The sequence below is a fragment of the Pseudomonas sp. JV245A genome, from assembly GCF_032424515.1.
Taxonomy (GTDB): Bacteria; Pseudomonadota; Gammaproteobacteria; order Pseudomonadales; family Pseudomonadaceae; genus Aquipseudomonas; species Aquipseudomonas protegens.
This window is the reverse complement of record NZ_VYKE01000003.1, coordinates 1-17554: the sequence shown is the minus strand read 5'-3', so window position 1 is coordinate 17554 and position 17554 is coordinate 1. Positions and strand designations below refer to the sequence as shown.

The 17554-nt window shown below is 62.5% G+C and carries 19 protein-coding genes; 4 read left to right on the top strand and 15 right to left on the bottom strand.

The features are described from left to right. Window positions 1-52 precede the first annotated feature (52 nt). From lipA to F6S12_RS01580, 12 genes are all read right to left on the bottom strand, one after another. The gene (lipA, locus tag F6S12_RS01635) at window positions 53-1075 is read right to left on the bottom strand and encodes a lipoyl synthase (protein WP_011063663.1); all 1023 of its coding nucleotides are present in this window, start codon (window positions 1073-1075) and stop codon (window positions 53-55) included. 1 nt (window position 1076) lies between these two features. Continuing rightward, window positions 1077-1724, bottom strand: a complete 648-nt coding sequence (lipB, locus tag F6S12_RS01630) for a lipoyl(octanoyl) transferase LipB (protein WP_015637167.1) — start codon at window positions 1722-1724, stop codon at window positions 1077-1079. After that, window positions 1724-1999, bottom strand: a complete 276-nt coding sequence (locus F6S12_RS01625) for a DUF493 domain-containing protein (RefSeq protein WP_011063665.1) — start codon at window positions 1997-1999, stop codon at window positions 1724-1726. The genes lipB and F6S12_RS01625 overlap by 1 nt, the downstream gene beginning before the upstream one ends. Window positions 2000-2080: 81 nt before the next feature. Beyond that, window positions 2081-3238, bottom strand: coding sequence for a D-alanyl-D-alanine carboxypeptidase family protein (locus tag F6S12_RS01620; protein ID WP_125062968.1), 1158 nt, complete (start codon window positions 3236-3238; stop codon window positions 2081-2083). A 186-nt stretch (window positions 3239-3424) separates the two neighbouring features. Continuing rightward, window positions 3425-4423, bottom strand: a complete 999-nt coding sequence (locus tag F6S12_RS01615) for a septal ring lytic transglycosylase RlpA family protein (RefSeq protein ID WP_011063667.1) — start codon at window positions 4421-4423, stop codon at window positions 3425-3427. Beyond that, window positions 4423-5433 (bottom strand): lytic murein transglycosylase B, encoded by a 1011-nt coding sequence (gene mltB / locus F6S12_RS01610; protein ID WP_011063668.1) that lies wholly within the window; start codon window positions 5431-5433, stop codon window positions 4423-4425. Before mltB ends, F6S12_RS01615 begins: the two co-directional genes overlap by 1 nt. A gap of 17 nt (window positions 5434-5450) precedes the next feature. Then, on the bottom strand, window positions 5451-6554 hold the full coding sequence (gene rodA / locus F6S12_RS01605; protein WP_015637169.1) for a rod shape-determining protein RodA: 1104 nt from the start codon (window positions 6552-6554) through the stop codon (window positions 5451-5453). Window positions 6555-6585: 31 nt separating this feature from the next. Next, the gene (mrdA, locus tag F6S12_RS01600) at window positions 6586-8481 is read right to left on the bottom strand and encodes a penicillin-binding protein 2 (RefSeq protein WP_011063670.1); all 1896 of its coding nucleotides are present in this window, start codon (window positions 8479-8481) and stop codon (window positions 6586-6588) included. A 12-nt stretch (window positions 8482-8493) separates the two neighbouring features. Beyond that, window positions 8494-8961 carry a 23S rRNA (pseudouridine(1915)-N(3))-methyltransferase RlmH gene (gene rlmH, locus F6S12_RS01595; protein WP_011063671.1) on the bottom strand — a complete coding sequence of 156 codons (468 nt, stop codon included), beginning with the start codon at window positions 8959-8961 and terminating at the stop codon, window positions 8494-8496. Window positions 8962-8970: 9 nt separating this feature from the next. Further along, window positions 8971-9393: a ribosome silencing factor gene (gene rsfS, locus F6S12_RS01590; protein ID WP_015637171.1), complete on the bottom strand. Its 423-nt coding sequence runs from the start codon at window positions 9391-9393 to the stop codon at window positions 8971-8973. A 60-nt stretch (window positions 9394-9453) separates the two neighbouring features. After that, window positions 9454-10098, bottom strand: a complete 645-nt coding sequence (gene nadD, locus F6S12_RS01585; RefSeq protein WP_011063673.1) for a nicotinate-nucleotide adenylyltransferase — start codon at window positions 10096-10098, stop codon at window positions 9454-9456. Next, window positions 10098-11363, bottom strand: coding sequence for a glutamate-5-semialdehyde dehydrogenase (locus tag F6S12_RS01580; RefSeq protein ID WP_011063674.1), 1266 nt, complete (start codon window positions 11361-11363; stop codon window positions 10098-10100). Before F6S12_RS01580 ends, nadD begins: the two co-directional genes overlap by 1 nt. 176 nt (window positions 11364-11539) lie before the next feature. Between F6S12_RS01580 and F6S12_RS01575 the strand changes: the two genes are divergently transcribed. Further along, window positions 11540-12226 carry a DNA-3-methyladenine glycosylase gene (locus tag F6S12_RS01575; RefSeq protein ID WP_011063675.1) on the top strand — a complete coding sequence of 229 codons (687 nt, stop codon included), beginning with the start codon at window positions 11540-11542 and terminating at the stop codon, window positions 12224-12226. A 45-nt stretch (window positions 12227-12271) separates the two neighbouring features. After that, entirely contained in the window at window positions 12272-13588 is a 1317-nt protein-coding gene (locus F6S12_RS01570; RefSeq protein WP_015637173.1) for a bifunctional DedA family/phosphatase PAP2 family protein, read from the top strand. Window positions 13589-13630: 42 nt separating this feature from the next. On the opposite strand, the gene F6S12_RS01565 is transcribed toward F6S12_RS01570, so the two are convergent. The 3 genes from F6S12_RS01565 to F6S12_RS01555 are packed head-to-tail and all read right to left on the bottom strand — an operon-like array spanning window position 13631 to window position 15307. Continuing rightward, a complete protein-coding gene (locus tag F6S12_RS01565) occupies window positions 13631-14221 on the bottom strand; it encodes an LON peptidase substrate-binding domain-containing protein (protein ID WP_011063677.1) in 591 nt (196 codons plus the stop codon). A gap of 10 nt (window positions 14222-14231) precedes the next feature. Then, entirely contained in the window at window positions 14232-14948 is a 717-nt protein-coding gene (locus F6S12_RS01560) for an LrgB family protein (RefSeq protein WP_011063678.1), read from the bottom strand. Further along, the gene (locus F6S12_RS01555; RefSeq protein ID WP_011063679.1) at window positions 14945-15307 is read right to left on the bottom strand and encodes a CidA/LrgA family protein; all 363 of its coding nucleotides are present in this window, start codon (window positions 15305-15307) and stop codon (window positions 14945-14947) included. Before F6S12_RS01555 ends, F6S12_RS01560 begins: the two co-directional genes overlap by 4 nt. Before the next feature lie 178 nt (window positions 15308-15485). Between F6S12_RS01555 and F6S12_RS01550 the strand changes: the two genes are divergently transcribed. Next, entirely contained in the window at window positions 15486-15941 is a 456-nt protein-coding gene (locus F6S12_RS01550; protein WP_015637175.1) for a MaoC family dehydratase, read from the top strand. Between the two features lie 103 nt (window positions 15942-16044). Continuing rightward, window positions 16045-17554 (top strand): C13 family peptidase (locus F6S12_RS01545; protein WP_315868677.1); only part of this gene is annotated, 1510 nt, incomplete at its 3' end.

Here is a 17554-nt window from a genome sequence, read left to right as displayed (position 1 = left end):
TCGAAAGAGCCGGGGAACTGCCCGCAAGACGTGCGCCTTGCGGGCAGGCAGATCAGGAAACCAGGCCTGCCTTGGCCAGTTTCGCTTGTTCGTCGGCATGGTACGAAGAACGTACCAGCGGGCCGGAAGCAACGTTCTTGAACCCCATCCGATAACCTTCCTCGGCGAACCAGGCGAAGGTGTCAGGGTGCACGAAGCGCTGGACCGGCAGGTGGTTGCGCGACGGTTGCAGGTACTGGCCAAGGGTCAGCATGTCGATGTCGTGCTCGCGCATGCGCTTCATGACCTCGATGACTTCGTCATCGGTTTCACCCAGGCCCAGCATCAGCCCGGACTTGGTGGGCACATGCGGCACCAGTTGCTTGAATTTCTGCAGCAGGGTCAGCGACCACTGGTAGTCCGAGCCAGGACGGGCGGCCTTGTACAGGCGCGGCACGGTTTCCAGGTTGTGGTTGAACACGTCCGGCGGCGTGGCGGCGGTGATTTCCAAGGCAACATCCATGCGGCCACGGTAGTCGGGAACCAGGGTTTCCAACTGCACGTTCGGCGACAACTTGCGGATTTCACGGATGCAGTCGGCAAAGTGCTGGGCACCACCGTCACGCAGGTCATCGCGGTCCACCGAGGTGATCACCACGTATTTCAGGCGCAGATCGGCGATGGCCACCGCCAGGTTCATCGGCTCGTCGACATCCAGAGGCTTCGGACGGCCATGACCAACGTCACAGAAGGGGCAGCGACGGGTGCAGATGTCGCCCATGATCATGAAGGTCGCGGTGCCACCGGAGAAGCACTCGCCCAGGTTCGGGCAGGACGCCTCTTCGCAGACGCTGTGCAGCTTGTGCTTGCGCAGCAGCTGCTTGATCCGATCGACTTCCGGGGAGACGGGGATGCGTACGCGAATCCAGTCCGGTTTCTTCGGCAGTTCGGTAGTCGGAATGATCTTCACCGGAATGCGCGCGACCTTTTCCGCACCGCGCAATTTGACGCCGGTTTCAACTTTCGGACGGGCCGCTCGCTCGGAGATATCCAGCGTCGGGATCAGGGTTTGAACAGCGTCTTGCGCAGTAGTCATATCAGTCGATTCCGCCCGTTAGGGTCGTCTGCTCAGCATAGTCGAGGTGTTTGACGAGCTGCGCACGCAGCCGGGCACTTACCTCGGCAAATTCAATCGGCCCTGCATGGTCGCTCAGCTGGGTCATCGCCAACCCGGCATAACCACAGGGGTTAATCCGTCGAAACGGCTGCAAATCCATGTCCACGTTCAAGGCCAGACCGTGAAAAGAGCATCCGTGACGGATACGCAGGCCCAGGGAGGCGATTTTCGCCCCATTGACGTAGACGCCCGGTGCATCGGGCTTGGCCGCCGCCGGCACGCCGTAGCTGGCCAGCAGCTCGATCAGGCAGTGCTCCATGCGGTTGACCAGGTCCCGCACACCGAAACCTAATCGGCGCACATCCAGCAGCAGGTAGGCCACCAGCTGGCCAGGGCCGTGATAGGTCACCTGGCCGCCGCGGTCCACCTGCACCACGGGGATATCCCCCGGGAGCAGCAGGTGCTCGGCCTTGCCGGCCTGGCCCTGGGTGAATACCGGCGGATGCTGCACCAGCCAGACCTCATCCGGTGCATCGCTACCGCGTTCATTGGTAAAGCGCTGCATCGCTTGCCAGACCGGCTCGTAAGCCATCTGGCCAAGCTCACGAAAGCCCAGCGTCTGTGGCATCACAGCACCATGTGGACGACACCGGTAGCACGCAGGGCACTATTGATATCACGCAGTTGGTCTTCACCGGTGGCGGTGATGTGCAGTTGTACGGTGGTGTACTTGCCGTTGCTGCTTTGACGCTCGGCCAGGGACTTGATGTCCAGCTTGGCGTACTTGGCAAGGATCTCGATCACGGTGTCCTTGAAGCCGACAACCGTGTCACCGATCACCTTGATCGGATAGTCATCGACGGGAAACTCAATCTTGTGCGACTTAACGTCAGTGTCTGTCATGGCAGTAACGGCCTCGTATAGCCGGACGACGGACATGGCCCCCGCTCCACTGGGGAACGAGGGCCACGCAGGTCGACAATATCAGTTGAACAAGCCGTAGAAGAATAGACGGATGCTATCCCACATGCGACGGAAGATACCACCTTCGTCGACCGCTTCCAGGGCGATCAGGTCAGCGCTGTGCACCACCTTGTCGTCCAGTTTCACTTCGACTTTACCAATCACGTCGCCCTTGGCGATCGGCGCGACCAGTTGCGGGTTCATGGTCATGCTGGCGGCGAGCTTTTTCAACTGGCCTTTAGGCATAGTCATGGTCAGGTCTTCGGCCAGACCGGCCTTGACCTGATGAGTGGTGCCCTTCCAGACCTGGGCCTGGGCCAGCTCGGTGCCCTTCTGGTAGAAGGTCTGGGTTTCGAAGAAACGGAAACCGTAAGTCAGCAGCTTCTGGGTTTCAGCAGCACGAGCCTGTTCGCTGTTGGTACCGAACACCACGGCGATCAGGCGCATGCCATCACGCACCGCCGAGGACACCATGCAGTAGCCGGCTTCGTCGGTATGGCCGGTCTTCAGGCCATCAACGGTCTTGTCGCGCCACAGCAGCAGGTTGCGGTTGGGTTGCTTGATGCCGTTCCAGAAGAACTCCTTCTGCGAGTAGATCGCGTAGTGCGCAGGGTCTTCGTGGATGATCGCGCGAGCCAGCACCGCCATGTCGTGGGCCGACGAGTAATGCTCTGGGTTCGGCAGGCCGGTAGGGTTCATGAAGTGGCTGTTGCTCATGCCCAGGTCGGTAGCCGTCTTGTTCATCATGTCGGCGAACGCGTCTTCGCTACCGGCGATATGCTCGGAAACCGCGACGCTGGCGTCGTTGCCCGACTGGATGATGATGCCGTGCAGCAGGTCGCTGACGGTGACTTGCGAACCCACCTTGATGAACATCCGCGAGCCGCCGGTACGCCAGGCGTTCTCGCTGACGGTCACCGGATCGTTCTCGCCGATCTGGCCGCGACGGATTTCCAGGGTCGCGATGTAGGCGGTCATCAGCTTGGTCAGGCTGGCCGGCGGCAGGCGCTGGTCACCATTGTTCTCCACCAGCACGTTACCGCTGCTGGCGTCCATGAGCACATAGGATTTGGCGGCCAGTTGCGGTGGCGACGGCATCGCTTCGACCGCCCAGGCGGCGGGCGTGATGATCAGCGGGACAAGCAGGCACAGGCGTTTGGCAAAGGTGGTGATGTTCATCCGTCTCTCGAAGTTGCTAATGGAAACTTGCCCTTGCGGGCAAAACTATTTCAGACAGCCTTCTAAAGGGCTGTCGCGTGTGCAGTTGTTCACTCACTGACCCTTGCCGGGCTTTTGTTGTTCGACGAGCCAACAACCAGGACCCACCCCCCAATACCGCAAGCGGATCTTCAATCTTCAGTATTCTTACTCGGCAGAGACCACGCTGGCCTGCCCAAGGTTCGCCAGGCGTACGCTGTTCTGCGCTTGCTGGGCCTCACCCGGCGTGCCGAATGGCCCCAGGCGGACCCGATGCAGCGTCTGTTGATTGCGGACGATCGAGCTGATGAACACCGGGGCGCTCACCATGCCACTCAATTTCGACCTCAACAGCTCGGCAGCGTCAGGGTTGGCGAAGGCGCCCACCTGCAGATACTGGCCAGAAGCTGCTGCCGTGTTTTTCACTTGTACGGGAACCACAGCCGCCGCGTGCTGCTGGGGCGGCGGGGTCCATTGTTCGACAGTGCCGGCCGAGGCCGTGACCACCGGCGCGCTATTCTGCGCCACTTGCGGCTCGTTGAGCATCAGCGGCGCCGGGCGGCCACGCTGAGCCCACCATTGCTGCGGATCGATGCCCTCGACCTTGACCCGGGCGGTGCCGGTCTCGGCATAGCCGAGCTTCTTGGCCGCGGCGTAGGAAAGGTCGATGATCCGGTCGGAATAGAACGGCCCACGGTCGTTGACCCGCAGGATCACGCTGCGATTGTTGTCCAGGTTGGTGACCTTCACGTAACTGGGCAACGGCAGGGTCTTGTGCGCGGCACTCATGCCGTACAGGTCATAGACCTCGCCATTGGCGGTGTTCTGGCCGTGGAACTTGGTGCCATACCAGGACGCCGTGCCGGAGGCCACGTAGTTCTTCGATTCCTGGATGGGGAAATAGGTCTTGCCCAGTACCGTGTAGGGGTTGGCCTTGTAGGGGCCGGTATGCAGGGTCGGGGTCGCATCGGGGATGCGCGAAACGTCGACATCCCACCACGGCGCGCCATCCTTGTGGGCGCGGTTGACGTCCAGGCCCGGCATGGAACGCACAGCGGTGGAAGATTTCTGCTGCGGCGAGCGACTCGTCGAGCAACTGACCACCAGCAAGGACAACGCGGCAAAAGCCACCAGCTTCAGGGGTTTGCGAATTGGCATTGCCAGCATTACTTGACGCCCCGTGCTTGGACCAGCTGTTCAGACAACTGATGTACGGCCATGGCGTACATCACGCTGCGGTTATAGCGAGTGATCGCGTAAAAATTCTTCAGGCCCATCCAGTATTCCGGGCCATTGTCACCTTCCAGACGGAAAGCGGTGACCGGCATATCATCGCGCAGCGCATCATGACTCGACCAGCCCAGGGCCCGCAACTCCCCGACGGTTTTCGTCGGTTCGATCCCGGTGGTCAAGCCTTCATCTACCCGATCGCCACGCACATCGGCGCGACTGACCACCGGTTCGCCGGCCACCCAGCCGTGGCGTTTGAAATAGCTGGCCACACTGCCGATGGCATCATCGGGGTTGGTCCAGATATTGATGTGGCCGTCACCGTCGAAGTCCACCGCATAAGCCCGAAAACTGCTGGGCATGAACTGTGGTAGGCCCATGGCTCCGGCGTAGGAACCCTTGAGGCTCAATGGATCGACCTGCTCCTCACGCGCCAGCAGCAGAAACTCGCGCAGTTCCTTGCGGAAGAACTCGGCACGGGGCGGATAATCGAAACCCAGGGTGGACAATGCGTCGATCACCCGGTAATTCCCGGTATTTCGACCGAAAAAGGTTTCAACGCCGATGATCGAGACAATTACCTGGGCCGGTACGCCATATTCCTGCTCGGCGCGGGCCAGCACCGCTTCATGCTGGCGCCAGAAATCCACACCGCGGGCAATGCGCGCGTCGGTGATGAACATCGGCCGGTATTCCTTCCACTGCTTGACCCGCTCGGCGGGCCGCGAAATGGCGTCAAGAATCGACTGCTTGCGCTCGGCCTCGCGGAACACAGCCATCAGCTGCTCCCCGGCAAAACCATAGTCCCGAGTCATTTCGCCCACGAATTCGGCCACCTGGGGCGAACCTTCGTAATCACCGGCGAACGCGGGCTGCGCTGCACCAAGGATGCTTACCAGACCGACCCACGGCGCCTGCCGAGCGGCCCAGCCACGCATTGCTTGCATTGAATTCTTCACCTTAATCAAACCTGCGCGATCCACTTGCGATGGGTATGGATCGACATCAAAACCCCAAACGCTGACAGTAGCGTCACCAGCGAAGTTCCTCCGTAGCTAATGAACGGCAACGGCACCCCTACGACCGGCAACAAGCCACTGACCATACCGATGTTGACGAAAACGTAAACAAAAAACGTCATGGTCAGGCTGCCCGCGAGCAATTTGCCAAACAGTGTCTGGGCCTGGGCGGTGATCACCAGCCCGCGCCCGATCAGCAGCAGGTAGATCAGCAGCAGCGCACAGATGCCCACCAGGCCGAACTCCTCGCCCATGACAGCGATAATGAAGTCGGTGTGGCTCTCCGGCAAAAAGTCCAGGTGCGACTGGGTGCCCAGCAGCCAGCCCTTGCCGAACACCCCACCGGAGCCGATGGCGGCCTTGGACTGGATGATGTTCCAGCCGGTGCCCAGCGGATCGCTCTCCGGGTCGAGGAAAGTCAGGATCCGCTGCTTCTGGTAGTCATGCATGATGAAGAACCACATGGCGATGGCCACGGGAACCGCAGCCGCCAGCACGCTGAGGATCCAGCGCCAGCGCAGGCCGCCCATGAACAGCACGAAGGTGCCGCCGGCCAGGATCAGCAAGGCCGTACCCAGGTCAGGCTGACGCACGATCAGGATGAACGGAATGCCAATCAGCACCAGGCTGATCCCCACATGCTTGAGATGGGGTGGCAGGGTGCGCTTGGACAGGTACCAGGCGATGGTCGCCGGCATGATGATCTTCATGAACTCCGACGGCTGGAAGCGGATCACCCCGGGGATGTTGATCCAGCGGGTCGCCCCCATGGCGTTGTGGCCCATGACATCTACCACCACCAGCAGCACCACGCCGAACACGTAGCCCAGCGGCACCCAGCGGGCCATGAAGCGCGGCTCGAACTGGGCGATGACGATCATCGACACCAGTCCGATACCGAATGAAGTGGCCTGCTTGGCCAGCAGGTCCCAACTCTTGCCGCTGGCGGAATACAGCACGAACAGGCTGCCGGCAGCCAGGGTCAGCAGCAGCACCAGCAGCGGGCCATCAATATGCAGGCGCTGCAACAGCGTCGCGCGACGACGCATCACATCCTCACTGGAGAGGATGCGGTCAAAATTACTCTTCACGGGCCGTAGCCTCCGCGCTGATAGGGCTGGCGAACTCGGGCTTGAGCTGGCCGTCCTGGCCGAGAAGCCAGGCATCCATCACCTGACGCACTACCGGTGCCGCGACGCCGGAGCCCGACTCACCGTTCTCGACCATGACCGAGACCACGATCTTGGGGTTTTCCGCCGGAGCGAAGCCGACGAACAAGGCGTGGTCACGATGCCGTTCCTGGACCTTGGAGCGGTCGTACTTCTCGCCCTGCTTGATCGCCACCACCTGGGCGGTACCACTCTTGCCGGCAATCCGATACGGCGAACCGGCCGCGGCCTTGCGCGCGGTGCCCCGGGCACCGTGCATCACCTGCTGCATGCCATGGTTGACCTTCGTCCAGTCCGAGGGGTCACGCAGGACAATGTCCGGCATCGGGTTGTGATCCACCGGCTTCTCGCCCTCGATGCTTTTGGCCAGGTGGGGCCGGTTCCACTTGCCCTTGCTGGCGACCAGGGCGGTGGCCTGGGCCAGTTGCAACGGCGTGGACTGCATGTAGCCCTGGCCGATCCCGAGAATCAGGGTCTCCCCCGGGAACCAGGCCTGGCGCCGGGTGGCGCGCTTCCATTCGCGGGTCGGCATCAAGCCCGGCGACTCCTCGAACATGTCCAAAGAGACCTTCTGGCCGATACCGAACTTGCTCATGTAGGCGGACAGCCGGTCGATCCCCAGCTTGTGGGCCAGGTCGTAGAAATAGGTGTCGTTGGACCGCATGATCGCGGTATCCAGGTCGACATAACCGTCACCGGTACGGTTCCAGTTGCGGTACTTGTGGTCGTAGTTGGGCAACTGGTAGTAGCCCGGGTCGTAGACCCGGGTCGAAGCCGTGACCACGCCGGCATCCAGCCCGGCAATGGCCACCGCCGGCTTGATGGTCGAACCCGGCGGATAGAGGCCCCGCAGCACCCGGTTGAACAGCGGCCGGTCGATGGAATCGCGCAGCTCGGCATAGGCCTTGAAGCTGATGCCGGTGACGAACAGGTTGGGGTCGAAGCTCGGCTGGCTGACCATCGCCAGCACTTCACCGGTACTCGGATCCAGGGCTACCACCGCGCCACGGCGCCCGCCCAGGGCCAGTTCCGCGGCTTCCTGCAACTTGATGTCCAGGCTCAGGACAATGTCCTTGCCGGGAATCGGGTCGGTGCGCTTGAGCACCCGCAGCACCCGGCCACGGGCATTGGTCTCGACCTCTTCGTAACCCACCTGGCCGTGCAGCTCAGGCTCGTAGAAGCGCTCGATGCCGGTCTTGCCGATATGGTGGGTGCCGCTGTAGTTCACCGGATCGAGGGACTTGAGCTCTTTCTCGTTGATCCGCCCCATATAGCCCACGGAGTGCGCAAAATGCGCGCCCTGGGGGTAATGCCGGACCAGCTGGGCCACCACTTCCACACCGGGCAGGCGGAACTGGTTCACCGCGATCCGGGCGATCTGCTCTTCCGTCAGCTCGAACAGGATCGGCACCGGCTCGAAAGGCCGACGCCCCTGCTTCATGCGCTTTTCAAACAGCACCCGGTCTTCCGGAGTCAGCTCCAGCACCTCGACGATCACGTCGAGCACCTGCTGCCAGTCGCCGGAACGCTCGCGGGTCATGCTCAGGCTGAAGCTGGGCCGGTTGTCCGCCACCACCACGCCATTGCGGTCGAAAATCAACCCGCGAGTCGGTGGAATCGGCTGCACGTGGACCCGGTTGTTCTCCGAAAGGGTGGAGTGGTAGTCGTACTGGATCACCTGCAGGTAATACAGCCGGGCAATCAGCACACCGATCAGGCAAACCACCATGATGGCGCCGAACACGACACGGCCACGCACCAGACGGGCGTCTTTTTCGTGGTCCTTGATGCGGATCGGCTGGGACATGAGGGGCGCGGGCTACTTGTGGTAAGGGTGCCCGGACAGCACGGTCCAGGCGCGATACAGCTGTTCACCGATGAGAATCCGCACCAGCGGGTGCGGCAAGGTCAGCGGCGACAGCGACCAGCGCTGATCCGCCCGCGCACAGACCTCCGGCGCCAGCCCTTCCGGGCCGCCGACCATGAAATTCACGGTGCGCGAATCGAGACGCCAGCGATCCAGTTCCACCGCCAGTTGCTCGGTGCTCCAGGGTTTGCCATGCACCTCGAGGGTGACGATGCGCTCGTTATGCCCGACCTTGGCCAGCATGGCCTCGCCCTCCTGACGGATGAAGCGAGCCACGTCGGCGTTCTTGCCCCGGGTATTGAGCGGAATTTCCACCAGTTCCAACGCCAGCTCGGATGGCAGACGCTTGGCATACTCGTGCCAACCCTCTTCCACCCACTTGGGCATGCGTGAACCGACAGCGATCAGACGCAGGCGCACAGCCGTCCCTTATTGCTGGTCTTTGTTGAGCTTGGTGAAGTGCTCGTGACCATGCTCCGGGCTGTGGTGCTTGCCATCGGCCGCGCGGCTCTGCTCGGCGCCCTGCCACAGACGCTCCAGGTCGTAGAACTGGCGGGCCGAGGCGGTCATCATGTGCACGATCACGTCGTCCAGGTCCAGCAGCACCCAGTCGCTGTCGCCCTTGCCTTCTTCACCCAATGGGCGCACGCCTTGGGCCTTGACCATTTCACGGACCTTTTCCAGCATCGCGCCGATCTGGCGGTTGGAGGTACCGGTAGCGATGATCATGTAGTCAGTGATGCTCTGCTTGTCGCGAACATCGATCACCAGGACGTCCTGGGCCTTGACGTCTTCCAGCGCGGCGACAGCCACCTTGACCAGATCTTCGCCTTTCATTACTTGGTTAGTCATATAAAACTCGTTTAGCTCGTATGTTTGGAACGCCGCTCAGCACAGGCCGGCAGCGCTCCTTCAGTTCGGCGCACGGTAAAGCCCGTGTGCATCGATATAGGCCAGGACCGCGTCAGGCACCAGGAAACGTACCGACTTACCGCTGGCCAGCAGTTGACGGATCTGGGTGGCGGACACCGCAAGCGGCGTCTGCCAGACGAATGCAATGTGTCCCCCAGGCCCTTGCAGGGCCAAAGGGTCGCTCACCGAACGCGCTGCCAGCAGGTTGCGCAAGGCATCCGGCGGTTCGCTGTCGGCATCCGGGCGTTGCAGCACCAGGATGTGGCAATGCTGGAGTAACTCTTCCCAGCGATGCCAGGTGGGCAGGCCGCAAAACGCGTCCCAGCCCAGTAACAGAAACAACTGGTCATCTGCGGCCAGCTCGGCCCGCATCTGTTCCAGGGTGTCGATGGTGTAGGACGGCTTGTCCCGTTTCAGCTCACGGTCGTCCACCACCAGGGGTGAAACGCCCGCCACCGCACACTCGACCATCGCCAGACGATCGAGGGCCGACACCTGCGGTGTATCCCGATGGGGCGGCCTGGCACTGGGTACCAGGCGCAGCTCATCGAGTTGCATGGATTCCGCCACCTCCAGCGCGCCACGCAAGTGGCCGATATGCACTGGATCGAAGGTGCCGCCCAGCAGACCGATACGTTTGCCCATCAAGTACGCACGTGACCGTCGCCAAAGACTACGTACTTCTCGCTGGTCAGCCCTTCCAGCCCAACCGGGCCACGGGCGTGCAGCTTGTCGGTGGAAATGCCGATCTCCGCGCCCAGGCCGTACTCGAAGCCGTCGGCAAAGCGCGTCGAGGCATTGACCATGACCGAACTGGAGTCCACTTCGTTAAGGAAGCGCCGGGCGTCACTGAAGTTTTCGGTGACGATCGAGTCGGTGTGGTGCGAGCCATAGGTATTGATGTGCTCGATGGCCTGCTCCAGGTTGTCCAGCACGCGGATCGAGAGGATCGGCGCGGTGTACTCGGTGCGCCAGTCTTCTTCGGTTGCTTCCAACACACCGGCACCGAGGAGTGCGCGGGTTTGCGCACAGCCACGCAGCTCGACGCCCTTGTCGCGGTAGATCGCGGCCAATGGCGGCAATACGCGCTCGGCAATGGCGGAGTGAACCAGCAGGGTTTCCATGGTGTTGCACGGTGCATAGCGCTGGGTCTTGGCGTTGTCGGCAATGCGAATGGCCTTGTCCAGGTCCGCCGCGACATCGATATACACGTGGCAGACGCCGTCCAGGTGCTTGATCACCGGCACCTTGGCGTCACGGCTGACCCGCTCGATCAGGCTCTTGCCGCCACGGGGCACGATCACGTCGACGAACTCGGGCATGGTGATCAGCGCTCCAACCGCAGCGCGGTCGGTGGTTTCCACTACCTGCACCACGTGAGGCGGCAGGTCGGCCGCCGCCAGGCCCTGCTGAATGCAGGTGGCGATGGCGCGGTTGGAGTGGATCGCCTCGGAACCGCCGCGCAGGATGGTGGCGTTGCCCGACTTCAGGCACAGGCTGGCCGCATCGATGGTCACGTTCGGGCGCGACTCGTAGATGATGCCGATCACCCCCAGGGGCACGCGCATCTTGCCCACCTGGATGCCCGACGGCAGGTAGCGCATGTCGCGGATTTCACCGATGGGGTCAGGCAGCTTGGCCACCTGACGCAGGCCTTCGATCATTTCGTCGATACGCGCCGGGGTCAGCGCCAGGCGATCCAGCAGAGCCGGCTCCAGACCATTGGCCCGGCCGTTGGCCAGGTCCTGCTCGTTGGCCGCAGTCAGTTCCGGTCGTGCCGCGTCCAACGCATCGGCAGCCGCCAGCAGCGCACGGTTCTTTTGCGCGGTGGTGGCACGGGCGATCACCCGGGAAGCCTGGCGGGCAGCGCGACCCAGGCGGGTCATGTAGTCAAGAACGGACTCAGTCATGGTCTGGTGTGGTCTTGGCAAAGAGGAAAGCGGCTGATTATAGCTGTCGCGCCGGCCCACGGACAGCGGTCACGGGCGGATGGTCGAAATGGAGTGCAAATACCCGGCGTTCAGCCTGAATTAAGCCTGGAGTTGTTACCATTGCGTCACCTTTTCCGCCATAACCCTTCGCCACCATGTCCATTCTGACCTCTGCAAAACTGCCAAAAGCCCTGCCGGACGGCTTTTTCGACCGTGATGCCGAGCTTTTGGCCCGCGAACTGTTGGGCAAAGTCATCCGCCATAAAGTCGGCGATCTGTGGCTGTCCGCGCGCATTATCGAAACCGAAGCCTATTACTGCGAGGAAAAAGGCAGCCACGCCTCCCTCGGCTACACAGAAAAGCGTAAGGCTTTGTTTCTGGACGGCGGCCACATCTATATGTACTACGCCCGCGGCGGCGACTCCCTGAACTTCAGCGCCCGGGGCCCTGGCAATGCCGTACTGATCAAGTCCGCCTATCCCTGGGTCGATGAAGTCTCCGGCCCTGCCAGCCTGGCGCAGATGCTGCTGAACAATCCGGACGCCAGTGGCCGGCCGCGCCCCGCGCAAAAGCTCTGCGCCGGCCAGACCCTGCTGTGCAAGGCCCTGGGCCTGAAGGTTCCGGTCTGGGATGCGAAACGCTTCGATCACGAGATTCTCTTCGTCGAAGATGTGGGTGCCGCCGTGCCACACATCCTCCAGACCACCCGCCTGGGCATCCCCCATGGGCGTGACGAACACCTGATGTATCGCTTTGTCGATGCCGCCTACGCCCCCTACTGCACGCGCAACCCTATGCGTCGCGGCCAGGTCGAAGGGCGCGACTACCTGGTGCTCGGCTGACGCCACCGTCCCACCTCAGCAAAAAACAACAACGGAGTTGAATTTATGGGCCCATGGCTCGACAGCGTGACCGCCTGGCTAACCAGCAACCCCCAATGGCTGGCAGCCGCAGTGTTCATCGTGGCCTGCATGGAATGCCTGGCGATCGTGGGCCTGATCGTGCCGGGCACGGTCCTGCTGTTCGCGATTGCGGTACTGGCCGGCAATGGCGCCCTGTCACTGGGGGAAACCCTGCTCCTGGGTGCTGCCGGCGGATTGCTGGGGGACGTGATGTCCTATCTGCTGGGACGGCATTTCCACCAAGGCATTCGCCGCTTGCCCGGCCTTCGTCATCACCCTGAATGGATCAGCGGTGCGGAAAGCTACTTCCAGCGCTATGGCATCGCCAGCCTGCTGGTGGGCCGCTTCATCGGCCCGCTACGACCGATGCTGCCGATGGTGGCCGGAATGTTCGACATGCCGTTCCCACGCTTCCTCGCCGTCAGCCTGCTGGCGGCGGCGGGCTGGTCGCTGGCCTATCTGCTGCCGGGCTGGGCCACGGGTGCGGCGATTCGCCTGCCCCTGCCCGAAGGCTTCTGGCCCCAGGCGGGCATCGTCATTGGCAGCCTGGTGGTGCTTGTCGGCCTGAGCGTCAACAGCAGCCTGCGGCGCCATCGCCGGGCAACCCTGTTGATGTCCGGCCTGAGCCTGCTGATTCTGGCAGGGCTGTTCATCGGCTATCCGTACCTGACGCAGTTCGACCAGGGCCTGATCGCCCTGGTACAGGAGCACCGGGACCCAGCTCTGGACAAGATCATGGTCATGGTCACCCAGATCGGCGAGTTCCGCGCCATGTTCATCCTCAGCGCAGTGCTGACCCTGCTGCTCCTGGCCCTGCGCCAATGGCGCCAGGCCGCGTTCGCCGGAGCGACCCTGCTGTGTACTGCCCTGGCCAACACCGGCAGCAAATGGTTCTTCGCACGGGTACGCCCTGAAGTGCTGAGCGAGCCTCTCACCAGTTTCAGCATGCCCAGCGGTCACTCTTCCGGCTCCTTCGCCCTGTTCTTGACCCTGGCAGTTCTGGCCGGCCGTGGCCAGCCACCCCGCATGCGCCTGACCTGGCTGTTGCTGGGCTGCCTGCCGGCGGCCGCCATTGCCTTGTCGCGGGTCTACCTGGGGGCCCATTGGCCAACCGACATTCTCGCCGGCGCCATGCTCGCGGCCTGTGTCTGCGCCGCCAGCCTGACCCTGAGCCAATGGCAAGGCCCGCTCAAGCCGATGCCGGCCAGGGCCTGGTGGCTGCTACTGCCGGTCATGCTGTTGATGTGCGGATACATGGCGACACGGCACTTGCCTCACGCCCTGCTGCGGTACGCCTATTAAAAACGCCAGAGGCAAGCTGCGGCCGCCACTACAGGCTGCGGCTCAGGCGAAGAGTTCGCCTTGCAGCTCGTCCAGCAACTGCTGGATGGCATCCAGACGCTGCTGCGGGTCATCCAGTTGCAGCAGGTCGATCTTGTCCTGTTCGGAAAAAGGCAGCAGGTAGGCCAACTGATTGGCCAGTGACAGCTGCCCCGTAGCCTCGACCCCCATATCCAGGGCCTCGACCATCGGATGTTCGGCCAAGGCCTTGAGCAGCGCAATCAGGTCCGCATCCTCATCCTGCAACGGCTGTTCGGGGGCCTCTTCCAGCCATTGCACCCGCGCCACCGTCAGTTGGTCTTTCTGCACTTCGCTTTGCAGAATGCGAAAACGCCGACCGCCCTTGACCCTGATTCCCAGCAGCCCGTTGTCCTGCTGGTGGAAGTCGGTGATCAAGGCTTCACAGCCAATTTGCGCATAGCCCTGGGCGGCCGTCCCGACCTCCTCCCCTTCAAGGATGCACACCACCCCAAACCCGCTGCCCTGCTTCATGCAGCGCCCGATCATGTCGAGATAACGCGCCTCGAAAATCTGCAGATCGAGAATGCAATCGGGAAACAGCACGGTATTCAGAGGAAAAAGCGCCAGGTTCATACTTCCTTCCTTAAACCAGCAACGACACCGCCAACGGCAGCAACACCGCCGTGGCCACGCCCATCAGACTCATCGCCAGCGCCGCAAAGGCGCCGCACTCCTCACTTTCCTGCAAGGCCACCGAGGTGCCCACTGCGTGGGCGGTCATGCCCAGGGCCATGCCTCGCGCTTCCGGGCCATGCACCCCCAAACGGTTGAGCAGCCCCGGGCCAAATATCGCTCCGATCACTCCGGTAATCAGCACGAAGACCGCCGCCAACGCCGCCACGCCACCAATCTGCTCGGCCACCAGCATGGCAATGGGCGAGGTCACCGACTTGGGCGCCATGGTCATTAGGATCATGTGCTCGGCACCAAACCACCATCCCAGCAGTACGCCCAGGCTGGTAGCCACGACGCCACCCACCACCAGCGTAGCCAATATCGGCCAGAACAATTGGCGGATCCGTCGCAGGTTGAGGTACAGCGGCACCGCCAGGGCTACCGTCGCCGGGCCCAGCAGAATGCTCAGGATTTCGGTGCTCTTGCGGTACTCGGCATAGCTCAGGCCGCAGCCGAGCAGCACGCCGATCACCAGTAGCATGGACACCAGCACCGGCTGCAGGAACATCCAGCGGGTCTTCTCGAACGCCGCCAGCACCAGTTGATAGGCACCCAGCGTGATGCCGATGCCAAACAGCGGGTGATGGATCACCGCGGCCCAGGCCCCCTGCCAATCGAAGATCATTGACTGTCCTCCTGCCGGCCCTGGCGCTTGACCAGGCGCTGCATCAGCACGCCGACAAAGGCCATCGAGATCACCAGGGACAACACCAGCGCGCCGGTAATGGCCCAGAAGTCCGCGGCGATGTCCCGGGCATAGACCATGACCCCCACCGCAGGCGGCACCAGCAGCAGCGGCAGGTAACGCAGCAGGCTGCCAGCCGCGAGATTCAGCGGCTCGCCCACTTCACCGCGCACCACCAGGAAAACCAGCAGCAGCAACAGGCCGATGATGGGCCCGGGAAGCACGGGCAACAGCAGGTGATTGAGCGCCGTTCCGAGCAATTGGAACAGCACCAGCCATGTCAAACCGCGTAACAACATACCGCCTCTCCAGCCAGATCCCGTCGCGCATTATAAGCACGCAGGTGCTATGAACCGGCATTCGCCAAAAGCATGGATGTTTACCGGGAAGGATCGCCATGATGATCTAAAGTGGAAGTTTCAGAGCGCACCACACAACGTCGAATACTAATAAATCGTTGATCCAAGGAGAGTCTCAATGCCCCATGTTCCTGTTGCAGAGCTCAAAGATTATGTCGGGAAGGAACTCGGACGTTCCCCATGGCTCACCATCGACCAGGAGCGCATCAACCTCTTCGCCGAGGCGACCGGTGACTTCCAGTTCATCCACGTGGATCCGGTCAAGGCCGCACAGACCCCGTTCGGCAGCACCATTGCCCACGGTTTCCTGACCCTGTCGCTGATCCCCAAACTGATGGAAGACATCCTCGTGCTGCCCCAGGGCCTGAAGATGGTGGTCAACTACGGCCTGGACAGCGTGCGTTTCATCCAGCCGGTGCCAGTCAATTCCAAGGTGCGGCTCAAGGTCGACCTGACTGAAGTCACCGAAAAGAAACCCGGTCAGTGGCTGCTCAAGGCGACTGCCACCCTGGAAATCGACGGCCAGGAAAAACCGGCCTATATCGCCGAGCCGCTGTCGCTCTGTTTCGTCTGAAATCCCTCCGATGCGAAACAGCTCACGCTGTTTCGCTCAACCTCTCTATATATAAGACACACCGCTGCGGCATACTCGGTCCCCTAATTATCCGGAACCCGTTATGCGCCCACTTGCACCCCTGGTTTTGACCCTATTGCTCAGTGCCTGTGGCGACGGCGAATCGCTGTTGCCACCCGATGCCCGCCTGCCGGACGGCGGGCGCTATCGAGGCGACCTGGTCAATGGCCTGCTCCAGGGACAAGGGCGCATCGACTACCCCAACGGCAGTTGGTACGCCGGCCAGTTCGACAAGGGCCAGTGGCATGGCCAGGGGGAATGGCACGGCAGCAACGGCGAGGTCTATCGCGGCCAGTTCCAGCAAGGGCTGTTCCATGGTCAGGGCACCCTGACCACCAAGGACAGCAGCTACAGCGGCGGCTTCAAGCTCGGCCGCCGGGATGGCGAAGGCACCCTCAAAGAAGACGGCATGACCTACCGCGGCGAATTCAAGGCCGACCTGTATTCGGGCCTCGGGCGCCTGGAACTGGACGACGGCAGCCAGTACCAGGGCCAGTTCGCCAAGGGCAAGCCCAATGGCGAAGGCCAGCGCAGCGACGCCAGCGGCAACCAGTTCACCGGCAACTTCGTCAACGGCCAGCTGGAAGGCAACGGCACCTTCAACAGTGCCGAAGGCGACATCTACGTTGGCGGCTTCAAGCACAACCAGCTCAACGGCAAGGGCCGCTACGAAAACTCCGACGGCGACGTCTGGATCGGCCAGTTCAAGGAAGGCGCCCTGAGTGGCAAGGGCGAACTGACCGGCGCCGACGGCAGCCACTATGTCGGCACCTTCAGCGACTGGCGCTTCAGCGGTGAGGGGCGGCTCAACCTCAGCGATGGCAGCTTCTACGTTGGCGGCTTCGACAGTGACAACTACCAAGGCCACGGCGTACTGGTACTGCGCGATGGCAGCGTGCAAAGCGGTGTATGGAACAACGGCCTGCGGGTTCGCGACGCCGATGGCAAGCTACTGCCAGACCCGCTGGAAACTGCGCTGCTGGTCCAGGGCCGCTTGCTCAAGGAAGCCCTCGATACGGTGCCCGCCTCCACCCCGGCCATCGAACTCTACAGCCTGACCCTGGCCGGCGACGGCAAGCAGAGCGTGTTCCTGCGCGAGGCCGACTATGTCAGCAACATGCTCGCCAGTCGCTTCGGCGCCTACGGCCAGATCCGCCTGGTCAATCACCGCGACCACCTGATGAACCGGCCCATGGCCACCCGGGAAAACCTGCGCCGCGCCGCCCAGACCCTGGCCGAACGCAGCGGCCCGGAAGACCTGGTGTTCATCTACCTCACCAGCCACGGCACCAGCGCCCACGAACTGGTGCTGGACCAGCCGCGCCTGGAGCTGGCAGACCTGCCCGCCGATGAACTGGCCACCGCCCTGGCCCCGCTGAAGAACCGCGACAAGATCATCGTCATCTCTTCCTGCTACTCCGGCGGCTTCATCCCGGCCCTCAAGGATGAGCGAACCCTGATCATGACCGCATCCCAGGCAGACCGGGTGTCCTTCGGCTGCTCGGAAGAGGCCGACTTCACCTACTTTGGCGATGCCCTGTTCGCCCAGGCGC